This is a genomic window from Pseudoduganella sp. HUAS MS19 (genome assembly GCF_053615455.1).
Window position 1 is genome coordinate 5,828,579 of record NZ_CM132133.1, and the last position, 19,619, is coordinate 5,848,197.

General features: G+C 64.2%; 15 protein-coding genes. 4 read left to right on the top strand and 11 right to left on the bottom strand.

Annotated features, from left to right (window positions below):
* Nucleotides 1–54: 54 nt before the first annotated feature.
* The 8 genes from kdpE to ACWBU6_RS26685 all read right to left on the bottom strand — a co-directional run bounded on the left by kdpE (nt 55) and on the right by ACWBU6_RS26685 (nt 9,944).
* Nucleotides 55–756: a two-component system response regulator KdpE gene (kdpE, locus tag ACWBU6_RS26650; protein WP_452646340.1), complete on the bottom strand. Its 702-nt coding sequence runs from the start codon at nt 754–756 to the stop codon at nt 55–57.
* Between the two features lie 2 nt (nt 757–758).
* Complete coding sequence (gene kdpD, locus ACWBU6_RS26655) at nt 759–3,458, bottom strand: two-component system sensor histidine kinase KdpD (RefSeq protein WP_452646341.1); 2,700 nt, start codon at nt 3,456–3,458, stop codon at nt 759–761.
* Between the two features lies 1 nt (nt 3,459).
* Nucleotides 3,460–4,044, bottom strand: a complete 585-nt coding sequence (gene kdpC, locus ACWBU6_RS26660; protein WP_452646342.1) for a potassium-transporting ATPase subunit KdpC — start codon at nt 4,042–4,044, stop codon at nt 3,460–3,462.
* 13 nt (nt 4,045–4,057) lie between these two features.
* A complete protein-coding gene (kdpB, locus tag ACWBU6_RS26665; protein WP_452646343.1) occupies nt 4,058–6,154 on the bottom strand; it encodes a potassium-transporting ATPase subunit KdpB in 2,097 nt (698 codons plus the stop codon).
* Nucleotides 6,155–6,168: 14 nt separating this feature from the next.
* Nucleotides 6,169–7,950, bottom strand: a complete 1,782-nt coding sequence (gene kdpA, locus ACWBU6_RS26670) for a potassium-transporting ATPase subunit KdpA (RefSeq protein WP_452646344.1) — start codon at nt 7,948–7,950, stop codon at nt 6,169–6,171.
* Nucleotide 7,951: 1 nt separating this feature from the next.
* Nucleotides 7,952–8,041, bottom strand: a complete 90-nt coding sequence (locus ACWBU6_RS26675; protein WP_452646345.1) for a potassium-transporting ATPase subunit F — start codon at nt 8,039–8,041, stop codon at nt 7,952–7,954.
* 191 nt (nt 8,042–8,232) lie between these two features.
* Complete coding sequence (locus ACWBU6_RS26680; protein WP_452646346.1) at nt 8,233–8,943, bottom strand: TorF family putative porin; 711 nt, start codon at nt 8,941–8,943, stop codon at nt 8,233–8,235.
* 185 nt (nt 8,944–9,128) lie between these two features.
* Nucleotides 9,129–9,944: a response regulator gene (locus tag ACWBU6_RS26685; RefSeq protein ID WP_452646347.1), complete on the bottom strand. Its 816-nt coding sequence runs from the start codon at nt 9,942–9,944 to the stop codon at nt 9,129–9,131.
* A 128-nt stretch (nt 9,945–10,072) separates the two neighbouring features.
* Between ACWBU6_RS26685 and ACWBU6_RS26690 the strand changes: the two genes are divergently transcribed.
* Both ACWBU6_RS26690 and parC read left to right on the top strand, forming a co-directional pair.
* On the top strand, nt 10,073–12,073 hold the full coding sequence (locus ACWBU6_RS26690) for a DNA topoisomerase IV subunit B (RefSeq protein ID WP_452646348.1): 2,001 nt from the start codon (nt 10,073–10,075) through the stop codon (nt 12,071–12,073).
* 14 nt (nt 12,074–12,087) lie between these two features.
* Nucleotides 12,088–14,430 (top strand): DNA topoisomerase IV subunit A, encoded by a 2,343-nt coding sequence (gene parC / locus ACWBU6_RS26695; protein ID WP_452646349.1) that lies wholly within the window; start codon nt 12,088–12,090, stop codon nt 14,428–14,430.
* A 63-nt stretch (nt 14,431–14,493) separates the two neighbouring features.
* Here the strand turns inward: parC and ACWBU6_RS26700 are convergent, their stop codons facing one another.
* On the bottom strand, nt 14,494–15,900 hold the full coding sequence (locus ACWBU6_RS26700) for a M64 family metallopeptidase (RefSeq protein WP_452646350.1): 1,407 nt from the start codon (nt 15,898–15,900) through the stop codon (nt 14,494–14,496).
* A gap of 92 nt (nt 15,901–15,992) precedes the next feature.
* Between ACWBU6_RS26700 and ACWBU6_RS26705 the strand changes: the two genes are divergently transcribed.
* Nucleotides 15,993–16,547: a sigma-70 family RNA polymerase sigma factor gene (locus ACWBU6_RS26705; protein WP_452646351.1), complete on the top strand. Its 555-nt coding sequence runs from the start codon at nt 15,993–15,995 to the stop codon at nt 16,545–16,547.
* Nucleotides 16,544–17,230: an anti-sigma factor gene (locus ACWBU6_RS26710; RefSeq protein ID WP_452646352.1), complete on the top strand. Its 687-nt coding sequence runs from the start codon at nt 16,544–16,546 to the stop codon at nt 17,228–17,230. Before ACWBU6_RS26705 ends, ACWBU6_RS26710 begins: the two co-directional genes overlap by 4 nt.
* Here the strand turns inward: ACWBU6_RS26710 and ACWBU6_RS26715 are convergent, their stop codons facing one another.
* Both ACWBU6_RS26715 and ACWBU6_RS26720 read right to left on the bottom strand, forming a co-directional pair.
* A complete protein-coding gene (locus ACWBU6_RS26715) occupies nt 17,231–18,364 on the bottom strand; it encodes a HupE/UreJ family protein (RefSeq protein ID WP_452646353.1) in 1,134 nt (377 codons plus the stop codon). It abuts the gene before it with no gap.
* Nucleotides 18,361–19,617, bottom strand: a complete 1,257-nt coding sequence (locus ACWBU6_RS26720; RefSeq protein WP_452646354.1) for a tetratricopeptide repeat protein — start codon at nt 19,615–19,617, stop codon at nt 18,361–18,363. The genes ACWBU6_RS26715 and ACWBU6_RS26720 overlap by 4 nt, the downstream gene beginning before the upstream one ends.
* Nucleotides 19,618–19,619: the final 2 nt, after the last annotated feature.

A 19,619-nucleotide genomic window follows, 5' to 3' on the forward strand; every position in this document is an offset into this window, starting at 1 on the left:
GCTCAGCCGCTAGCGGCTGAGCCCGTGTCCGATTGCCGGAGCTGACCCTGACTTTCACGATAGTTGGAGGCGGTAGCCGACGGCGGTTTCGGTCAGCAGGTATTGCGGCTGGGCGGGGTCGTCTTCCAGCTTGTGGCGCAGGTGACCCATGTAAATGCGCAGGTAGTGGCTGTTGTCCGATTGCGCCGGTCCCCAGACGGCGCGCAGCAATTGCGGCGCGGTCATGACGCGACCGGCATTGGCGACCAGCACCGAGAGCAGGCGGTATTCGGTGGGTGTGAGGTGCACGTGCTCGCCGCGCTTGCTTACGCGGCGGTTCGGCAAATCCACGCTTACCTCGCCGAACTGCACCTGGCCGGCGCTGTCGGCTTGCGGTTGCCGCTGGCGGCGCAAGGTGGCGCGTACCCGGGCCAGCAGTTCGCCGGTGCCGAAGGGCTTGCTCAGGTAGTCGTCGGCGCCGGCGTCCAGCGCCTTAATCTTGTCCGCTTCATTGACGCGGGCCGACAGCACAATCACCGGCACGTTCGACCACTTGCGCAGGTCGGCGATGAAGTCGGTGCCGTCGCCATCCGGCAGCCCCAGGTCGAGGATGACGACATCGGGCCGGCGCGTACCGGCGTCGATCAGGCCGCGCTGCATGGTGGCTGATTCGTGAACGTGCCAGCCCTCCTCTTCCAGCGCGGCACGCACGAAGCGGCGGATCTGCGGCTCGTCCTCGACCAGCAGTGCTGTGGGCGCGACGTCTGTCTGTTGCATATTCAGGTTTCCTCTATCTCGGGCACTTGCGGCGGCGTGCCGACCGGCAGCGTGAAGACGATGGCGGCGCCTCCCAGCGGCGATTTGTCGGCCGCGATGGTGCCGCCATGCGCGCCTACGATGGCGCGGCAGATCGCAAGGCCAAGGCCGACGCCAGGTTTCGACGACTCCTTCTCGCCGCGGGCGAACTTTTCGAAGATCGCTTCTTCGCGGCCGCGCGGCAAACCCGGGCCGTTATCGTACACCATCACGCGTACGAACTCCCCGCGCTGTACGGCGTAGATCACGATGGATGCTCCGGGCGGCGTGTACTTGGCGGCGTTCTCCAGCAGGTTGCACAACACGCGCTCGATCAGCACTGCGTCCAAACGCAGCAGTGGCAGTTCCAGCGCCAGCTGCGTGCTGACCTTGTGCTCTTTCAATTGCAGGCCGCTGTGGCGCAGCGCGCTGCCCACCACTTCCTCGAGCGGCTGCCATTGCAGGTTGATTTTCAGTTCGCCGCTTTCGATACGGGCCATGTCCAGCAGGTTGGCGACCAGGGCGCTCATGCGCAGCGCTTCGGCGTGCAGCGAGTGCGCGACCTCGAGCTGCTGCGGCGCCAGCGGCGGGCGCGCTTGCGCCAGCGATTCGGACAGGCCGACCAGCGATGTTAACGGCGTGCGCAGGTCGTGCGACAAGGCGGCCAGCAACGAGTTGCGCAAGCGTTCCGATTCCATGTTGACCAGCGCTTCCTGCGCTACCTCGATGTAATGCACCCGTTCGAGCGCGATGGCGGCCAGTGCGGCGAAGGTGTCCAGGTGCTGCCGCTGCTCGGGAATCAGAATCCAGCGCCGTTGCACCGGTTCAATTGCCAGCACGCCGCGCGTGCGCATCGGCGCCACCAGCGGCATATAGAACAGCGGGCTGGCGGGCAGCGTGTCGGTGCCAAGGCCGGCGCTTTCGGCGTGGTCGAAGGCCCACTGGGCCACGCCATGGTCGAGCGAGGGAGGCGCCACCACAGCGGGCGGCAGGTGTAGTCGGCCTTGCGCATCGGGCACCAGCAAGGTGGCCTTGGCGCGGAATGTGCCCTGCACGAAACGGGCTGTGGTCTCGAAAATCTGTTCGGTCTGCAAGGCGCCGGACAGTTCGCGCGCGAATTCGTACAGCGCACGCGCACGCGCTTCGCGGTAAGAGGCGACACGGGCTTGGAAACGCAGGCCTGCGGTCAGGTGGCCGGTGATCAGGCCAACCGCCAGCATCACGGCGAAGGTAATCAGGTACTGCAGGTCCGAGATCGCAAAGGTGAAGCGCGGCGGGACGAAGAAGAAGTCGAAGCAGGCCACGCTGACGCAGGTAGCCAATACCGATGGCGCGCGGCCGTAGCGCACTGCGACCAGCAGCACGACCAGCAGGAACAGCATGGCGATGTTGGCCAGGTCGAAATACGGCAGCAGCGGCGTTGCCAGCAGAGCCATGCCAAGGCTGGAGCCGGCGGCCACGGCGTAGCCGGCCAGGCGCGACTTGCGACGCTGCGCGTCTTCCTCGGCATCGGCTTCTATTTGCGGCTTGGGCGCCGGCTCGCGCTCGCTGACGGCCACCTCGATCAGATCGACGTCGGGAGCGTGGGCGGCCAGGCTGCGGATATGCGAACGGCGCCATGGCCAGGTGCGGCGCGCCCGGCCCATGGTGATCTTGGACAGGTTGTGCTCTCGCGCGTACTCCGCAGCGGTGGCGGCGATGTCGCTGCCGGAGAGCACGGCGGTCGTGGCGCCAAGGTCCTGCGCCAGTTTCAGGGTTTTCAGGATGCGTTCGCGCTCGGCAGCGGACAGACGCTGCAGGGAAGGCGTTTCGACGTAGATGGCGTGCCATTCGGTGCCAAGCTGGCCAGCCAGGCGCGCGGCGCTGCGCACCACCTGCGCGCAGCCGGGCCGTGGACCGACCAGTGCCAGCACCGAGGCGCCGGTTTTCCAAATGGTGTCGATCGATTGTTCGACGCGGTAGGCGCGCACGTCGTCCTCGATGCGGTCGGCAGTGCGGCGCAGCGCCAGCTCGCGCAGCGCGATCAGATTCCCTTTGCGGAAGAAGTTCTGCGCGGCGCGCTCGGCCTGCTGCGCATGATAGACCTTGCCACCCTTCAGGCGCGCCAGCAGTTCATCGGCTGGAATGTCGACCAGCACCACCTCGTCGGCGGCGTCGAACACCGTGTCGGGCACGGTTTCGTTGACCTGCACGCCGGTGATGCCGCCCACCACGTCGTTCAGGCTTTCCAGGTGCTGCACGTTGACGGTACTGAAGACGTCGATGCCCGCTTCCAGCAACTCCTCCACGTCCTGCCAGCGCTTGGGGTGGCGCGAGCCGGGCGCGTTCGAGTGCGCCAATTCGTCGATCAGGATCAGCGGCGGGCGCCGGGCCAGCGCGCCGTCGATGTCGAATTCATGCAGCGTCTTGCCGCGATAGGCGGCTGCGCGCAGCGGCAGCAGGGGCAACCCGTCCACCAGTGCGGCGGTCTCGCTGCGGCCATGGGTCTCGATGACGCCCACCAGCACCTGCTGCCCCGCCGCCTGCAGCTTGCGGGCAGCCGACAGCATGGCGTAGGTCTTGCCTACGCCTGCCGAGGCGCCGAAGTAAATGCGCAGCTTGCCGCGCGCGGCCTTGCGCTCCTGCGCCTGCATTTGCGCCAGCAGCGCGTCCGGGTCCGGTCGGTCGTCGTCGAGTGGGATCATGTCAGCGAGTATGCGGCGTTTTTCCGTCCAGCGCCAGATTCAGCGCCAGGACGTTTACGCGCGGCTCGCCGAAGATGCCCATCACCGTGCCCGATGCATGCTGCGCCACCAGCGCCCGCACCTGTTCCGGCGCCATGTGGCGCTGTGCAGCAACCCGGTTGACCTGGTACTGCACCGCCGAGAGGCTGATTTCCGGGTCAAGGCCGCTGCCGGAGGCAGTCACCAGGTCGACCGGGATCGGCGCGGTGTTGCCTGGATCGGCAGCTTTCAGTACTTCAATGCGGCCCTTGACGGCGTCAGTGAAGGCCGGGTTCAAGGGGCCCTGGTTGGAAGCGCCGGAGGCGCTGGCGTTATAAGGCATTGGAGCGGTGGCCGACGGGCGGCCCCAGAAATACTTTGGCGAGGTGAATTGCTGGCCGATCAGCGCGGAACCGACCGGTTTGCCGTTCACTTCGAGGATCGAGCCGCTCGCTTCCGTTGGGAAGGCAGCCTGGCCAACGCCAGTCACCGCCAGCGGGTAAATGACGCCGGTTGCCAGCGTCAGGGCCCCAAACAGCACCAGGGCGGGGCGCAAAGTCGAAATCATCTTGTTCTCCAGCTTAAACGAGGTTGAAGGCGGCCAGCAGCATGTCGATCAGCTTGATGCCGATGAATGGCAGCACCAGGCCGCCCAGGCCGTACACCAGCAAATTGCGGCGCAGCAGCGCAGTAGCGCCGATGGCGCGGTAACGCACGCCCTTCAGGGCCAGCGGGATGAGGAACACGATGATCAGCGCATTGAAGATCACGGCTGACATGATGGCCGAATTCGGGCTGGCCAGGTGCATGATGTCCAGCGCCTTCAGTTGCGGATAAGTGCCCACGAACGCGGCCGGGATGATGGCGAAGTACTTGGCGATGTCGTTCGAGATCGAGAAAGTGGTCAGCGAGCCGCGCGTCATCAGCATCTGCTTGCCGATTTCCACGATCTCCAGCAGCTTGGTCGGATTCGAATCGAGGTCCACCATATTGCCCGCCTCTTTCGCGGCCTGGGTGCCGGAGCTCATGGCCACGGCCACGTCGGCCTGGGCCAGTGCCGGGGCGTCGTTGGTGCCGTCGCCGGTCATGGCCACCAGGCGGCCGTCGGACTGGTAATTGCGGATAAGTTTCAGCTTGTCCTCAGGCGTCGCTTCTGCCAGGAAGTCGTCCACGCCCGCTTCGGCCGCGATGGCGGCAGCGGTGATCTTGTTGTCGCCGGTGATCATCACGGTCTTGATGCCCATGCGGCGCAGTTCGGCGAAACGCTCCTTGATGCCGCCCTTGACGATGTCCTTCAGTTCCACCACACCCATTACGCGGCCGGAATCTGCCACCACCAGGGGCGTGCTGCCGCGACGCGACACGTCTTCCACGGCGCGCGCCACTTCCGCCGCCCATGGCTGGCCGGTTGCCTCCACGTACTTGCGGACCGCATCGGCTGCGCCTTTGCGCACTTCGCGGCCGTCCATGTCCACGCCGCTCATGCGGGTGTTGGCCGAGAAAGGAATGAAGGTCGCGTGCACCGGCGACAGTTCGCGCTCGCGGATATTGAACTTCTGCTTGGCCAGCACCACGATGCTGCGGCCCTCCGGCGTTTCGTCGGCCAGGGAAGCCAGCTGCGCCACGTCTGCCAGTTCGCGCTCGGTTACGCCCGGCGCGGCAAAGAAGGCCGAGGCTTGGCGGTTGCCGAGGGTGATGGTGCCGGTTTTGTCCAGCAACAGCACGTCGACGTCGCCTGCCGCCTCCACGGCACGGCCGGAGGTTGCGATCACATTGGCCTGCATCATGCGGCTCATGCCAGCGACACCGATGGCCGACAGCAGGCCGCCGATGGTGGTCGGAATCAGGCAAACCAGCAGTGCGATCAGCACGGTGATGGTGATCGGCGCGCCCGATTGCGCAGCCGCCACCGAAAACAGGGAGAACGGCAGCAAGGTGGCGGTCACGATCAGGAATACGATGGTCAACGCCACCAGCAGGATGGTCAGCGCGATCTCGTTCGGGGTTTTCTTGCGCTTGGCGCCTTCCACCATCGCGATCATGCGGTCGAGGAAAGTCTCGCCGGGGTTGGCGGTGACCTGCACCACCAGCCAGTCGGACAGCACGCGGGTGCCGCCGGTCACGGAGGAAAAGTCGCCGCCGGACTCGCGGATCACGGGCGCCGATTCGCCGGTGATGGCGCTTTCGTCGACCGAGGCCACGCCTTCGATCACGGTGCCGTCGATCGGGATCACGTCGCCCGCTTCAACCAGCAGGTAGTTCCCCTTGCGCAGGTCGGTGGCCGGGCATGGCAGCCACTGGGTGCCATGCTTCGGCGCGGCCAGTTTCTTCGATGTCACGCATTGTTTCAAGCTGCGCAGCGAGGCCGCTTGCGCCTTGCTGCGGCCTTCGGCCAGGGCCTCGGCGAAATTGGCGAACAGTACGGTGAACCAGAGCCAGATTGTGGTGGCGAGGATGAAACCGGAGCTGGTTTCACCCTGGCCCGACAGCGACTGGATATACAACAGCGTGGTGATGATGCTGCCGACGTAGACGACGAACATCACAGGGCTGCGCAGCTGCACGCGCGGGTCCAGTTTGTAGAACGACTCGGCGATTGCAGGCAGCACCAGCTTCGATTCGAACAATTTCAGGCGCTCGCCTGTTTGGGCGGCAGTCATCGCTTGCGATTGCGACATATTAGTGCCCTCCTTTATTTATACAGTTGCAAATGTTCGATGACCGGACCGAGGGCCAGGGCAGGAACGTAGTTCAGGACGCCCACCAGCAGCACCACGGTCACCAGCAGGAACACAAACATCAGGCCATGGGTCGGCATGGTGCCGGCGTTTGCTTGCAGGCGCTGCTTGCCGGCCAGCGAGCCGGCAATGGCCAGCACCGGCACGATCATGGCGAAGCGGCCGAACCACATGGCGATGGCCAGCATGGTGTTGTAGAACGGCGTGTTGGCGGAGAGGCCGGCAAATGCGCTGCCGTTGTTGTTGGCAGCGGAACTGAAGGCATACAGGATTTCCGTGAAGCCGTGCGCGCCAGGATTGGCGACAGCGACCTTGCCCGCATCCGTCATCACGGCGATGGCAGTACCCAACAGCACCAGCGTCGGCGTGACCAGGATGGCAATGGAAGTCATCTTCATCTCATACGACTGGATCTTTTTGCCCAGGTATTCCGGCGTGCGGCCGATCATCAAGCCGGCGATGAACACCGCCATGATGGCGAAGATCAGCATGCCGTACAGGCCCGAGCCGACGCCGCCAAAGACCACCTCGCCGAGCTGCATCAATAGCATCGGTCCGGCGCCACCCAGTGGCGTGAAGGAGTCGTGCATGCCGTTCACAGCGCCGCAGGATGCCGCGGTAGTCACGGTTGCAAACAGGCCGGTGGCGGCAATGCCGAAGCGTGTTTCCTTGCCTTCCATATTGCCGCCCGATTGCAGCGCGGTGGCCGCCTGGTCGACACCCATCGCTTGCAGTGCCGGATGTGCAGCCTGCTCCGCAGCCGTGATGCCAGTAGCGGCAACCACGAATATGATCGTCATTGCACCCAGCACGGCCCAGCCCTGGCGCCGATCGCCCACAAGACGGCCAAAGGCGAAGCACAGTGCGGCGGGAATCAGGAAGATCGCCAGCATTTCCGCGAAATTGGACAGCGGTGTCGGGTTCTCATAAGGATGCGCCGAGTTGGCGTTGAAAAAGCCGCCGCCATTGGTACCCAGCATCTTGATCGCTTCCTGCGAAGCGACCGGACCCATGGCGATCAGTTGCGTGGCCGCAGTCCGGCTTTGCACCGGAGCGTCGGGCGTGGCGCCGGGTACAGCGTATGTGACCGGCTCTACCAGGGTCACTTCCTTATAGGCGGAGAAGTTCTGGATCGCGCCCTGGCCGACCAGGAACACTGCGAATACAAAGGACAAGGGAAGCAGAACGTATAACATGATGCGGGTCAGGTCGACCCAGAAGTTGCCGATCGATTTGGCGGAACGCGCAGCGAAGCCACGGATCAAGGCGAAAGCCACGGCGATGCCGGTGGCGGCCGAGAAGAAGTTCTGGCCGGTCAGCGCCAGCATCTGGCTCAAATAGCTCATGGTCTGCTCGCCCGCATACCCCTGCCAGTTGGTGTTGGCCACAAAGCTGACGGCGGTATTGAAGGAGGAGTCCGGGCTGATGCCAGGCAAGCCCTGGGGGTTCAGCGGCAGCCACGCTTGCAAGCGCTGCACTGCGTAGACAAACAGGGCGCCAAGCAGATTGAAAACCAGCAGTGCGATGGCGTAGGCTTTCCAACCCATGCCGCGCCGCGCTGCGTCGGCCGGCACACCGGCGGCGCGGTACAGCAGCTTTTCGACCGCCGCCAGCCAGCCCAGGCCAGGAATCTTGCGGCCATCGGCCACGCGCGCCAGCAAGCCGCCCAGCGGCCACGCTGCGGTGGCCAGGACCAGCAGGAAGACTGCCAACAGCAGGAAAGATTGGGTGGTCATACTAGAGGTCCTCCGCTTTCAACAGCGCCAGCAGCAGGTAGGCCAGCAGGCCGGCGCTGGCAACGGAGCCGATGAGATAAAAGGTGTTCATTGCTGGCCTCCCAGCTTGTCGCAACCGGCCGCCAAAGCGACAACCAGCACAAAAAAGGCGACGAATGCGCCGATAAAGACGATGTCCATTGGTTTCCCCGAAAGGTCTTGTTTGTATGGGAGCCAGCTTATCGAGCCAGGCCTAAAATCGGTGTAAAGACTCGGCAAGCCGGTGTAAACAAGATGTAAAAATCAGAAGGTCCTGCTGACGGTGAGCTGCAGGGCGTTCTTGCCCAGGAACTTGCCGTTGGCTGGCGCGGCATAAGCTGCCTTGCCGGCATTGGTGCCCACGGCAGCCAGTTGCACGCTGGCGAAGCCCACGTCCCTGGTCACGCCCAGCTTCCAGTCGCTGTAATCGGAGGCGCTATTGTTCTTCACGCGCTGGCGGCCGGCGTGCAGGTTGACGGTGTAGCCGGCCCCCGCGCCGATGGTGGCGCTCAGGTCCAGGTAGCCGGAATTTCTGCTGTCGACAAAGCCGAACAGACTGGTTACGGAGTGCGAATATCGCAGGGTGGCGGGGCCATAGCCAAGCTGGGCGTAAAGTTCCGTAGTGTCGGGATTGTCGAGACCTGGGATACGGCCCTTGTAAACATAGGTCAGCACGCCAGCGTCGTAGCTGATGGCTTGCGTGAGTTGGCCGCGCTTGCCGGCGTATATATCCAGCTCCACGCGACCGGAGCCGCCGGCGTCGCGCGTCCAGTTGATGGTCGAGGCCCAGGCGCCCACGTACAAGCCGGTAGCGGCGCCGGCTAAGTCGGCGCCGACCTGCACAGCGGGCTGCAGGCGCGATTGCGAGATGCCGCGATAGCGGTAATCACTGACCAGTCCAGCGTTGAAGCTCAGGTCATCGGCAAAGGCAGGAGCCGCCAGCATGGCAGCGGCAAGGAAGAGCGCATTCTTCATACATCCACTTTCGTCAAAAAAGAAGGTGACGAAAGCGTATCGGCCAGGGCGTAAAAACGGTCTAAATAGGCGGCAGCGATCAATCAACGCTGCGTAAAAATGTCCACCTTGGGGTCAGGAACCGAAGTGGACATTCTGCTGCGCAACAATGTCCACTTCGGTTCCTGACCCCAAGGTGGACATTTTTACAGGCGCATGAACTTGCGCAGCACGGCCTGCACCTGGTGTTCGGTCAGCGGCTTGTCCAGCATGCCGGCGGCGCCGGCAGCGCGGCCGCGGGTCTGGTCGTAGTCGTGGGCGGATTGCACCAGGAAGACCACTTCGGGCTGCGCTTCCAGGCTGCGCAGCTGGGCGCAAAGCAGGTAATGGTCAAGGATCGGGGCTGCGAAGTCGATCAGGACCACAGCCACCGGATGCTGGCGGCAAAGCGCCAATGCGGCTACACCATCGACCGCCCACAGCACCGGGGTGCCGAACTGATTCAGCGATTGTCCGAGCTGCTCGCTGAAACTGGCGTTGGCATCGACGCACAGCACGGCGCCCTCGCGCCGGGGCTTGCGCATCTTTTCATAGACAGTGGGGTCGGTCAGGTCCAGGTCGAGCCGTTCGCGGCGCCGGCGCTCGGGCACCAGCGAGTCGACGGAGGCCGACAGGCCGGACAGCACCTCGGTGCGGCGTCCGACCAGGCGGGCCAGCTCGGCATACATGGCGGCCCATTGCACGGGCAGCGGCAGGTTAGGGTACGGCAGGAGCACGCCAGTCGCCCCCAGCACCAGCGCCGGCCGAATGTCGCCGGCAGCCAACGAGGCGATGGCGGCCAGCGCTTTCAGTTCGGTACCGTTGGCCAGGAAAATATCGGGGTCCTGCAGGCTGTCGTCGGACAGGCAAAGATACGACGGCCCGCCGGCAGGCGCCCGGGCCAGGCCCTGCGCAAGCGTGCGCGCGGCTTCTGCGGGGAAGCCGACCAGCCTGACTGCGAACGGGCGCCGATCTGTGGTCATAAAACCCATTTTAGCGCCGCGATTTCCTTGCGCCACTGCCCGTAGCGGATAGAATGCGCAAGCATGCGATCCGTCAAAGCGGAAAATACTGTATATAATCACAGCACTTTGCATTACCAATAACACGTATGGCCACTAAAAAACCAGTTTCCGACTACAGCGAATCATCTATCCGCGTCCTCAAAGGACTGGAACCCGTCAAGCAGCGCCCGGGCATGTATACCCGCACCGAGAACCCGCTGCACATCATCCAGGAGGTGATCGACAATGCCTCCGATGAAGCACTGGGCGGCCATTGCAAAAATATTATCGTGACGCAGAATGCCGACGGCTCCATCACCGTCGAAGACGATGGCCGCGGCATTCCGGTCGGCTTGCATCCTGAAGAGAATGTGCCGACGGTGGAAATCGTCTTTACCCGCCTGCACGCGGGCGGCAAGTTTGATAAGGGCTCCGGCGGCGCCTACGCCTTCTCGGGCGGCCTGCACGGCGTCGGCGTTTCGGTCACCAACGCGCTGTCCAAGCGCCTGGAGATCACTGTGTGGCGTAAAGACGACGCCGGCAACGGTTTCCACCAGATCGCCTTCGAACACGGTGACCTGGTCGAGCCACTGAGCTCCCAGCCGGCGCCAAAAGACGGCAAAAAGTCCGGTACCCGCGTTACCGCCTGGCCGGACGCGAAGTATTTCGATTCGCCGCTGATCTCCCAGGTCGAGCTGCAGCGCTTGTTGCGCTCCAAGGCCGTGCTGCTGCCTGGCGTATCGGTCACGCTGAAGAATGCCAAGACCGGCGACGAGCAGACCTGGATGTACAAGGATGGCCTGCGCGGCTACCTGAACGAGCAGCTGGCGCAAACCACCTCCGGCGGCGAAACCCTGATCCCGCTGTTCGAGGGCGAGCAGTTCGCCACCCCTGACGCGGAAGGCTTTGCCGAAGGCGAAGGCGCATCGTGGGTAGTGGCCTGGACCGAGGAAGGCGCGGTGGTGCGCGAATCCTACGTCAACCTGATTCCGACCCCGAATGGCGGCACCCACGAATCCGGCCTGCGCGAAGGCCTGTTCGGCGCGATGAAGAACTTCGTCGAACTGCACTCGCTGCTGCCAAAGGGCGTGAAGCTGTTGCCGGAAGACGTGTTTGCACGCGCTTCCTTCGTGCTGTCGGCCAAGGTGCTGGACCCGCAATTCCAGGGCCAGATCAAGGAGCGCCTGAATTCGCGCGACGCGGTGCGCCTGGTGTCGACTTTCTCCAAGCCTGCGCTGGAGCTGTGGCTGAACCAGCACATCGACTACGGCAAGAAGCTGGCCGAACTGGTGATCAAGCAAGCGCAATCGCGCCTGCGTTCGGCGCAGAAGGTCGAGAAGAAAAAGTCGTCCGGCGTAGCCGTGTTGCCGGGCAAGCTGACCGATTGCGAATCGGATGAAGTGACCCGCACCGAATTATTCCTGGTCGAGGGCGATTCGGCGGGCGGTTCGGCCAAGATGGGCCGCGACAAGGAATTCCAGGCCATCCTCCCGCTGCGCGGCAAGGTGCTGAACTCCTGGGAGACCGACCGCGATCGCCTGTATGCCAACAACGAGATTCACGACATCGCCGTGGCGATCGGCGTCGATCCGCACAACTATGGCGACTCGCCGGACCTGAGCGGCCTGCGTTACGGCAAAATCTGCATCCTCTCCGATGCGGACGTCGACGGCTCCCACATCCAAGTGCTGCTGCTTACCCTGTTCTTCCGCCACTTCCCTGCCCTGATCGACAAAGGCCACATCTGCGTGGCGCGTCCACCGCTATACCGCGTGGACGCACCGGCGCGCGGCAAGAAGCCGATCCAGAAGCTGTACGCGCTGGACGACGGCGAGCTGGTGGCCATCGAAGACAAGCTGCGCAAGGATGGCCTGAAAGAAGGCTCCTGGACCATCTCCCGCTTCAAGGGCCTGGGCGAGATGAATGCCGAGCAGCTGTGGGAAACCACCATGAATCCGGACACCCGCCGCCTGCTGCCAGTGTCGCTGGGCGATTTCGACCACAGCTACTCTTCCTCGCGCTTCAATATGCTGATGGGCAAAGGCGAAGCCGCCGCCCGCCGCGCGTGGATCGAAGAACACGGCAATGAAGTGGAAGCAGACATCTAATATAAGTATCGAACATGACTCAAGCAAACCTCTTTGACGATCCAACTCCCGAGCTGCCGCCAAGCGGTGGCAGCGGCGGCGATGACGGCGGCGAATCGCTGACCCTATCGACCTTTGCCGAGCGCGCCTACCTCGATTACGCCATTTCCGTGGTCAAGGGCCGCGCCCTGCCGGACGTGTGCGACGGCCAGAAGCCGGTGCAGCGCCGCATCCTGTACTCGATGAATGAACTGGGCCTGGGCCCGACCGCCAAGCCGCGTAAATCCGCCACTGTGGTCGGCGACGTGCTGGGCAAGCTGCACCCGCACGGCGACCAGTCGGTGTACGACGCGCTGGTGCGCATGGCGCAGGATTTCTCGCTGCGCTATCCGCTGATCGACGGCCAGGGTAACTTCGGTTCGCGCGACGGCGACGGCGCCGCGGCAATGCGGTACACCGAAGCCCGCCTGACCCCGATTTCGCGCCTGCTGCTCGACGAAATCGACCAGGGCACCGTGGACTTCATCCCCAACTACGACGGCTCGTACGAAGAACCGGCCCTGCTGCCGGCACGCCTGCCGATGGTGCTGCTGAACGGCGCCTCCGGTATCGCGGTGGGCCTGGCGACCGAGATCCCTTCGCATAACCTGACCGAGGTGGCGAAAGCTGCCGTGGCGATGATCCGCAATCCGAAGATCAGCCACGCGGAACTGATGGAACTGATCCCTGGCCCGGACTTCCCGGGCGGCGGCCAGTTGATCACTCCACGTGCGCAACTGGACGATATGTACGCGTCCGGCCGCGGCTCGATGAAGGTGCGCGCACGCTGGAAGATCGAAGAACTGGCACGTGGCCAGTGGCAAGCCGTGGTGTACGAGCTGCCGCCGGGCACTTCGGCACAGAAGGTGCTGGAAGAAATTGAAGAACTGACCAACCCGAAGGTCAAGCTGGGCAAGAAGGCCCTGTCGCCGGAGCAGGTAGCGCTGAAAGGCCTGATCCTGGGCCAGCTGGACAAGGTGCGCGACGAAGCAGGCCGCGAGGCTGCAGTGCGCCTGGTGTTCGAACCTAAGTCGAAGAACCAGAACCAGACCGAGTTCATGCACATGCTGCTGGCGCACACTTCGCTCGAGACTTCGGCTTCCATGAACCTGGTGATGATTGGCGGCGACGGCCGTCCGCGCCAGAAGGGCATCAGCGAAATCCTGGGCGAGTGGATCGAATTCCGCTTCGCCACCGTGACCCGCCGTACCCAGTTCCGTCTGAACAAGGTCGACGAGCGCATCCACATCCTGGAAGGCCGCCAGATCGTCCTGCTGAACATCGACGAGGTGATCGCCATCATCCGCAATTCGGACGAGCCGAAGGCGGCGCTGATCGAGCGCTTCAAACTGTCGGACCGCCAGGCCGAGGACATCCTGGAAATCCGCCTGCGCCAACTGGCGCGCCTGGAAGCGATCAAGATCGAACAGGAACTGGCCGAGCTGCGCAAGGAGCGCGAAGGCCTGCAGGACGTGCTGGACAATCCGTCCACCCTGCGTCGCCTGGTCATCAAGGAAATCGACGGCGACGCCAAGACTTACGGCGACGCACGCCGCACCCTGATCGAAGAAGCACAGAAAGCTGTCGTCGAGCAGAAGGTAGCCGACGAACCGGTGACTGTGATCATCTCCGAAAAAGGCTGGGTGCGCGCGCGTACTGGCATCGGCCATGACCCGGCACAATTCACCTTCAAGGCCGGCGATTCGCTGTACGGCGCTTTCGAGTGCCGCACAGTGGATACCCTGCTGGGCTTCGGCGACAACGGCAAGGTGTACTCCGTGCCGGTGGCCGCGCTGCCTAACGCACGCGGTGACGGTGTACCGATTACCACCCTGGTCGACCTGTCGGGCGGTGCGCGACTGCTGCATTACTTCGCGGGCAATGGCGACAAGCAGCTGCTGCTGGCCTCCGATGCGGGTTATGGCTTTATCGCCAAGGCCGGCGATATGGTGTCGCGCCTGAAGGGCGGCAAGTCGTTCATTACGCTGGATGAAGGGGCGAAACCGCTGCCTCCTTCCGTGGTGACCGAAGGCGCAAGCGCCGTGGCGGTCATTTCCGAAAAATCGAACCTGCTGGTGTTCGGTATGGACGAGATGAAGGTGCTGTCCAACGGCGGCCGTGGCGTGATCCTGATGGATCTGGCTGATAAAGAAAAGCTGGTTGCCGCTTGCGCGATCACCGACAAGGGTGTGACCGTGCAGGGCATCGGCAATGCGCAGAAGGCGAAGGAGGACCGCATGGGACCTACGGCGTTGGCGCCGCACTTTGGCAAGCGCGCGCGCAAGGGTAAGCCGATGCCGGTGCGGATCAAACCTACTGGGTTGGCGCCTAACACCTAAACCGGAAAACCAGGGTCTGACCCAAGGGTCAGACCCGCGTCTGCGGCCGCCGCGTAACCGGGCTTAGCGCGGCGCGTACAGGTCAATTGTCTCCTGCACCGCATCACTGCAAACCGCACAAAACTCCTCACTGCGGTCAAACATCAAGCACTGCTGCTGCGAACGGTAGTAGCCACTCGCCTCATAATTCGCTCCCTCAAACGCCCCCACCGCCTTACGGTTAGGCGCCTTCGAGAACAGCGCATTGGTCCAGGCCAAATCTTCCTTGAACAATTTGCTCATCTCCGATTCCGGACGATTGTCCTTGCGCAATTGCGCACGGATCTTCTGGTACTCGCGCGAATGCGCCTCATACTCCGCCTTCGGCCAGGTGGTCGGCAGCGCAGTCCCCGGCGTCACGAACTTCTTCCACTTCACATTGGCAGGATCCAGCAAGGCCGTCACGTTCGGCTCCCACGGCTCCATGCGCACGCCACCGGTCGCGTAAGCCACCGGCGAGGTGTAATACTCATCCGCCAGTCCCGCGAAGTGATGGCCGAATTCGTGCACGAAAAGATAGTTCGCCCAATCGTTATCCGCTGCCGCAGTGCTGAACTGCCCGTAGATGCCGCCACCCCCGTAAGTATCGTTATTGACCAGGATCTCAATGAACTCATACGGCGCATGCTGCGCAATCTCGCGCAGCGCACGGTTATCGATGGTGAGCACATAACGCTCGCTGCCAAAGATGTCGTAACGCGTGCCCAACTTCGACGCATGGTGGGTATTGGTCGAGGGGCGCGAAACACCCGATTCCGGCGTAGGCACCGCCATTGCCCAGACGTTGAAGTCCTTGGCGCGCTCCTTGAACGGCGAGACAGTGAACAGGTAGTCCGACAGCTTGCGTGCTCGAGCTTCGAACTTGGCCATATCTGCCTTGGTATAGCCGTCGCCCAAGATCAGCAAGTCCACCTTCTTCTCGCTCGGGCCATTGACGCGGATCGGAATCGGCTTGGCAGGCGCTGCGTCCTGCTTGCGCACCACATCCATCGCATCGGTGTCGACGTCCACACTCCACGCCACGGAAAACTCATTGCGCTCGTCGCGCCTCAGGATACGTACCTTGACGGGACGGTCAGGCTTTGGAAAACGCACCGACTCGTGGAAGCCGCGCGTCAGCTTGGACGCTTCCTCGGTCGACTTCCACTCGCCGAAGATGGTGGAGAACGTGCGCGAATACAGCACCTTGCCGGTCTTGGCGTCCGCCACCTCGACCTTGTTCACGCCGCGATTGGTGGTGTCGGTTGTCTTGGACATATCGCCCGGCCATGGCAACGGCTCAATCACAACTTGTTCGATCGCATAACTTTCGTTTAGCGCGTTACCGGTGTGCATATAGTCCAGGCGCACGGTCGCTGGTTGCGCTGCCAGCGCGAGGCCGGCGACGGAGCCGAGCGCCGCTCCCGCCAGCAAACGATTCAGGTACAACATGAAGTCTCCAGTGTGGTTTTGGTGGCGGTTATTGTAGCTTTGCTTTGCGGAATACAGTAGACCGGCCAGAAAGCCAGGCATAAGATGGCCGCATGCCCATCGAACCCGAACAGCTGAGAATTTGGCTGGCTGCGGCCGGCCGCCAGGACGCCGCGGCGTTTCGCGCGCTGTACGATGCAGCCGCACCGAAACTGTTTGGCTTTGCCTTGCGTATACTGCAAAAACGGGAGCTGGCCGAAGAAGCGCTGCAGGATGGCTTTGTGTCGATCTGGCACGCAGCCCCGCACTACGAGGCCGGCCTGGCTGCCCCCCTGACGTGGATGGCTGCCATCGTGCGCAACAAGGCACTGGATATCCTGCGCCGCACGGACGACACGGTGGAGCTGGACCATGAAGCTTTTCGCGACGAGTATACAAGCACCCCGGACGAGGCAAGTGAAATGAGCAGCGACGCGCGCGCCCTGGCCGCCTGCATGGCGCGGCTGGAAGGCTTGCACCGGTTGGCGATCGGCCTTGCCTTCTTCCATGACTTGTCACATACCGAGGTGGCGCAGCGCATGGCGCTGCCGGTCGGCACGGTCAAGACCTGGATCCGGCGCGGCATGGAAAAGATCAGGCTTTGCCTGTCGCGGGGAGAATCGCCATGAACATCCGCGGCAATGAGAGCTTGCGCGACAAACTGGCCGCCGAGTATGTGCTGGGGACCTTGCGCGGCGGCGCGCGCCGCCGTTTCGAAGGCTGGATGTACAGCGATGCCGCATTGCGCATGCTGGTCAAGGAATGGGAGCGCCGCCTGCTGCCAATGCATGAATTTGTACGCTCTGCAGAGCCCTCCCCGAACCTCTGGCGCAATATTGAAATGCGCCTGCACCTGAAACCGGAACGCAGCAGTTGGCACTTCTGGCGCGGCTTTGGCCTCGGTACGGTATCGGCCGCGGTGGCTGCGGCACTGGTGGTGACGATCAGCTTGCAGCACTTGCGCGGGCCTGTCTACGACCTGGTCGCCACCTTGACCGACCAGCAGGCGCAACCCGCCCTGCTGGTAAAAGCCGATACCGGCAAGCGGCTGCTGCAGGTGCATATCGTTGGCGGTGTGCCAGTGCCCCCCGACCGGTCCTTGCACTTGTGGGCGATCCCTAAAAAGGGCTCGCCACGTTCGCTGGGCGTGCTGGGCACCGAAGGGCGTACAACGTTCTCGCTCGCGTCGGGCGCCGTGGGCGATGACGTTGCCGTGCTGGCGATCTCGCTGGAGCCACGCGGCGGATCACCGGATCCGAACGGGCCGACCGGGCCAGTGCTATACAAAGGCCCGTGGGTGCGGGCCATGTGATCACACCGTGGCTCGCTCGACGAGCCATACCGTCGCCAGCACGGCGATGCCGGCCGAGCCGGCCTTCACCATGAGCCGCTTGTAGACCCAAGTGCTGCGCAGGGCATGGGCCAGTGGCAAAAACACCGCGACAATCGCAAGCTGGCCCAGCTCGACGCCGATATTGAACGCAGCCAGCGCCTGCGCCGTTGCGCCTTTTGGCAGGCCCAGGTCGTCCAGCACGCCCGCAAAACCGAAGCCGTGCAGCAAGCCAAAGGTGAAGGCAGCCAGCCAGCGCCTGCCTCGCAACAGCGGCCAAATGTTGTTCAGGGCAGCGATTGCGACCGACCCGGCGATGGCCGATTCGACCAGGCGGCCAGGCAGTGCGACAAGCTGCAGCGCTGCGAGCGAGAGCGTGACCGAATGGGCGAGGGTGAAGGCGGTGACGACGCGCAATACGTCCACACTGGCAAGCCGCCAGCTTGTCGCCAGCAGCGCCGGCAGCAACAGGGAGAGCAGGAAGAGCACGTGGTCGTAGCCGGTCCAGATGTGCCAGATTCCGTGGCGCAGATATCCGATGGCCTGGTGCCACGCGCCGCCATCAGCGCCGCCTGCAGCCAGGCGCGTGTGGCCGCCGCCCAGCACGGCCGCTTGTGTACGGCCTTCGAATGCGATGCTGGCCATGCCGCGGTGCTGGGCATCGATGTCGGCAAACAGCTTGTAGTCGATTGCGGGCGTGGCGCCGGGTTCGCAATCGCCTTGCAGCATCAGGACCGTGTATGCGCCGTCCGTGTGGCGGTCGATTTGCTGGCCTGTCACGCGCAGCCGGCAGCCCGGCGCCAGGCCGAGGCGCGGCATTGCATAGGCTGCGATGTCGGGGTGACGGGAACGGACTTCGGCCCAAGTCAGCCGGCCGTCGCCATCGGCATCGAGGCCGATGGCGAAGTCGAGGTCGCGCAAGGCAATGTCCCAGCGTCCATCGATAACGCGCCGCTCTGAAGGCGTGCCGGCCGCGCCATGCTGCGCCGCGTCCACTGTCATGACACGCAGCGCCAGGTAGCTGTCGCTTGGCTTGTGCGCACGGGCCGCCCCGACAGTCAACAGCAGCACGGTCAGCGCAATCAGCCTGCGCGCCGTGTTCTGCCGGGGAATCATAAGGCACCCCCTTCCAGTCGACGCGCAAGTGCAGCGATCTTGCTGTCCTCAAAGCCATGCTGACGGCGCCAGGCAAGTGCCGGATGGACGGCGGCGGGATCGCGGGCCGCGAGCGCGGCTTCCAGCAGGATGCGCAGGTCGGCGGGCTCTTTCTGCACTTGCCAGTTGGCCAATGCCAGCGCTAATGCCGCACGCGCGTTATGCCGTAGATGCAGTTCGAAGCGGGCTTGTTCGCGCTGATGGATAGCGTCGCCACGGCGCGCGGCTGCTTCAAAGCGTGCCTGCAGTTCGGCGACAGCGCCGGCTACGGCTGGCGCGGACGCCAACGGTGCGGAGCGCGCGGCAATCGCGTAACGCAGCAGCAGGCCATCGATGCGGACGTGGTCGCGCAGCAGCACCTGCACCTCCGCGTAGCGGCCCTGGTCCAGCAGGAGATCCGCATAGGCGCCAAGCACGTAGCTATCGCCCGGCGCCAAGGCCAGTGCCCGGCGCCAGCGCGCTTCAGCGCGTCCGGCATCGCCACGCCGCGCCGCCAGCTCGCCAAGTAGCGTCATCGCCCAAAGCCGCAGGCCAGCGTCCGCCGCGTCCCGCCGGCTGGCCGGTTCGCCGCCTCTGGCGATGCCCGAATGCTCGACAGCAAGCGCCAGCAAGCGCTCGCTGGCCGCAAGCTGGCCGCTGGCGGCGCGGGCGTTGGCGAGGCAGGTGATGCTGGCCAGTTGCCCAGCCAGCGACGAGAGCCGTCCGCAACTGCGCACAGCCGCATCGTACTCGCCGCGGACTACCTGCACGGTCGCCAGCGTCAGCCAGGCCTGGGCGTTACCCGGGTCGGCACGCGTGACGGCGTCCAGGTCGCGGACAGCTGCCGCGAAGTGGTGGCCCGATTGCAGCAAGGTCGCACGCAGCAGCAGAATGGGCACCGGCGGTGCGGGAGACATCCACCATGGGGCCAGTGCCGCTTGCGCATAACCGAAGTAGCGCGGATCGCTCGCCGCGCGGCCAAGCTCGATATAGCGCCGCGCAGCGTCGGCGGCAACGGCCGGATCGCGTTGCGCCGCCGCCAATAGCGCGCGCTGGCGGAGCTGGGACGCATGACCCGCGTCGCCGCGCGGGAGCGTCTGCAGGACCTCGGCGCCGGACTGCGGCACGTACGGAGCGGCCAGGGCGGGCAGAGGCCTGGCCATCGCCACGACGCTTGCCAAGGCCAATGCGGCGGCCGGCGCCGCCGCACGGATGCTGATCGCAATGGGCTTCATGG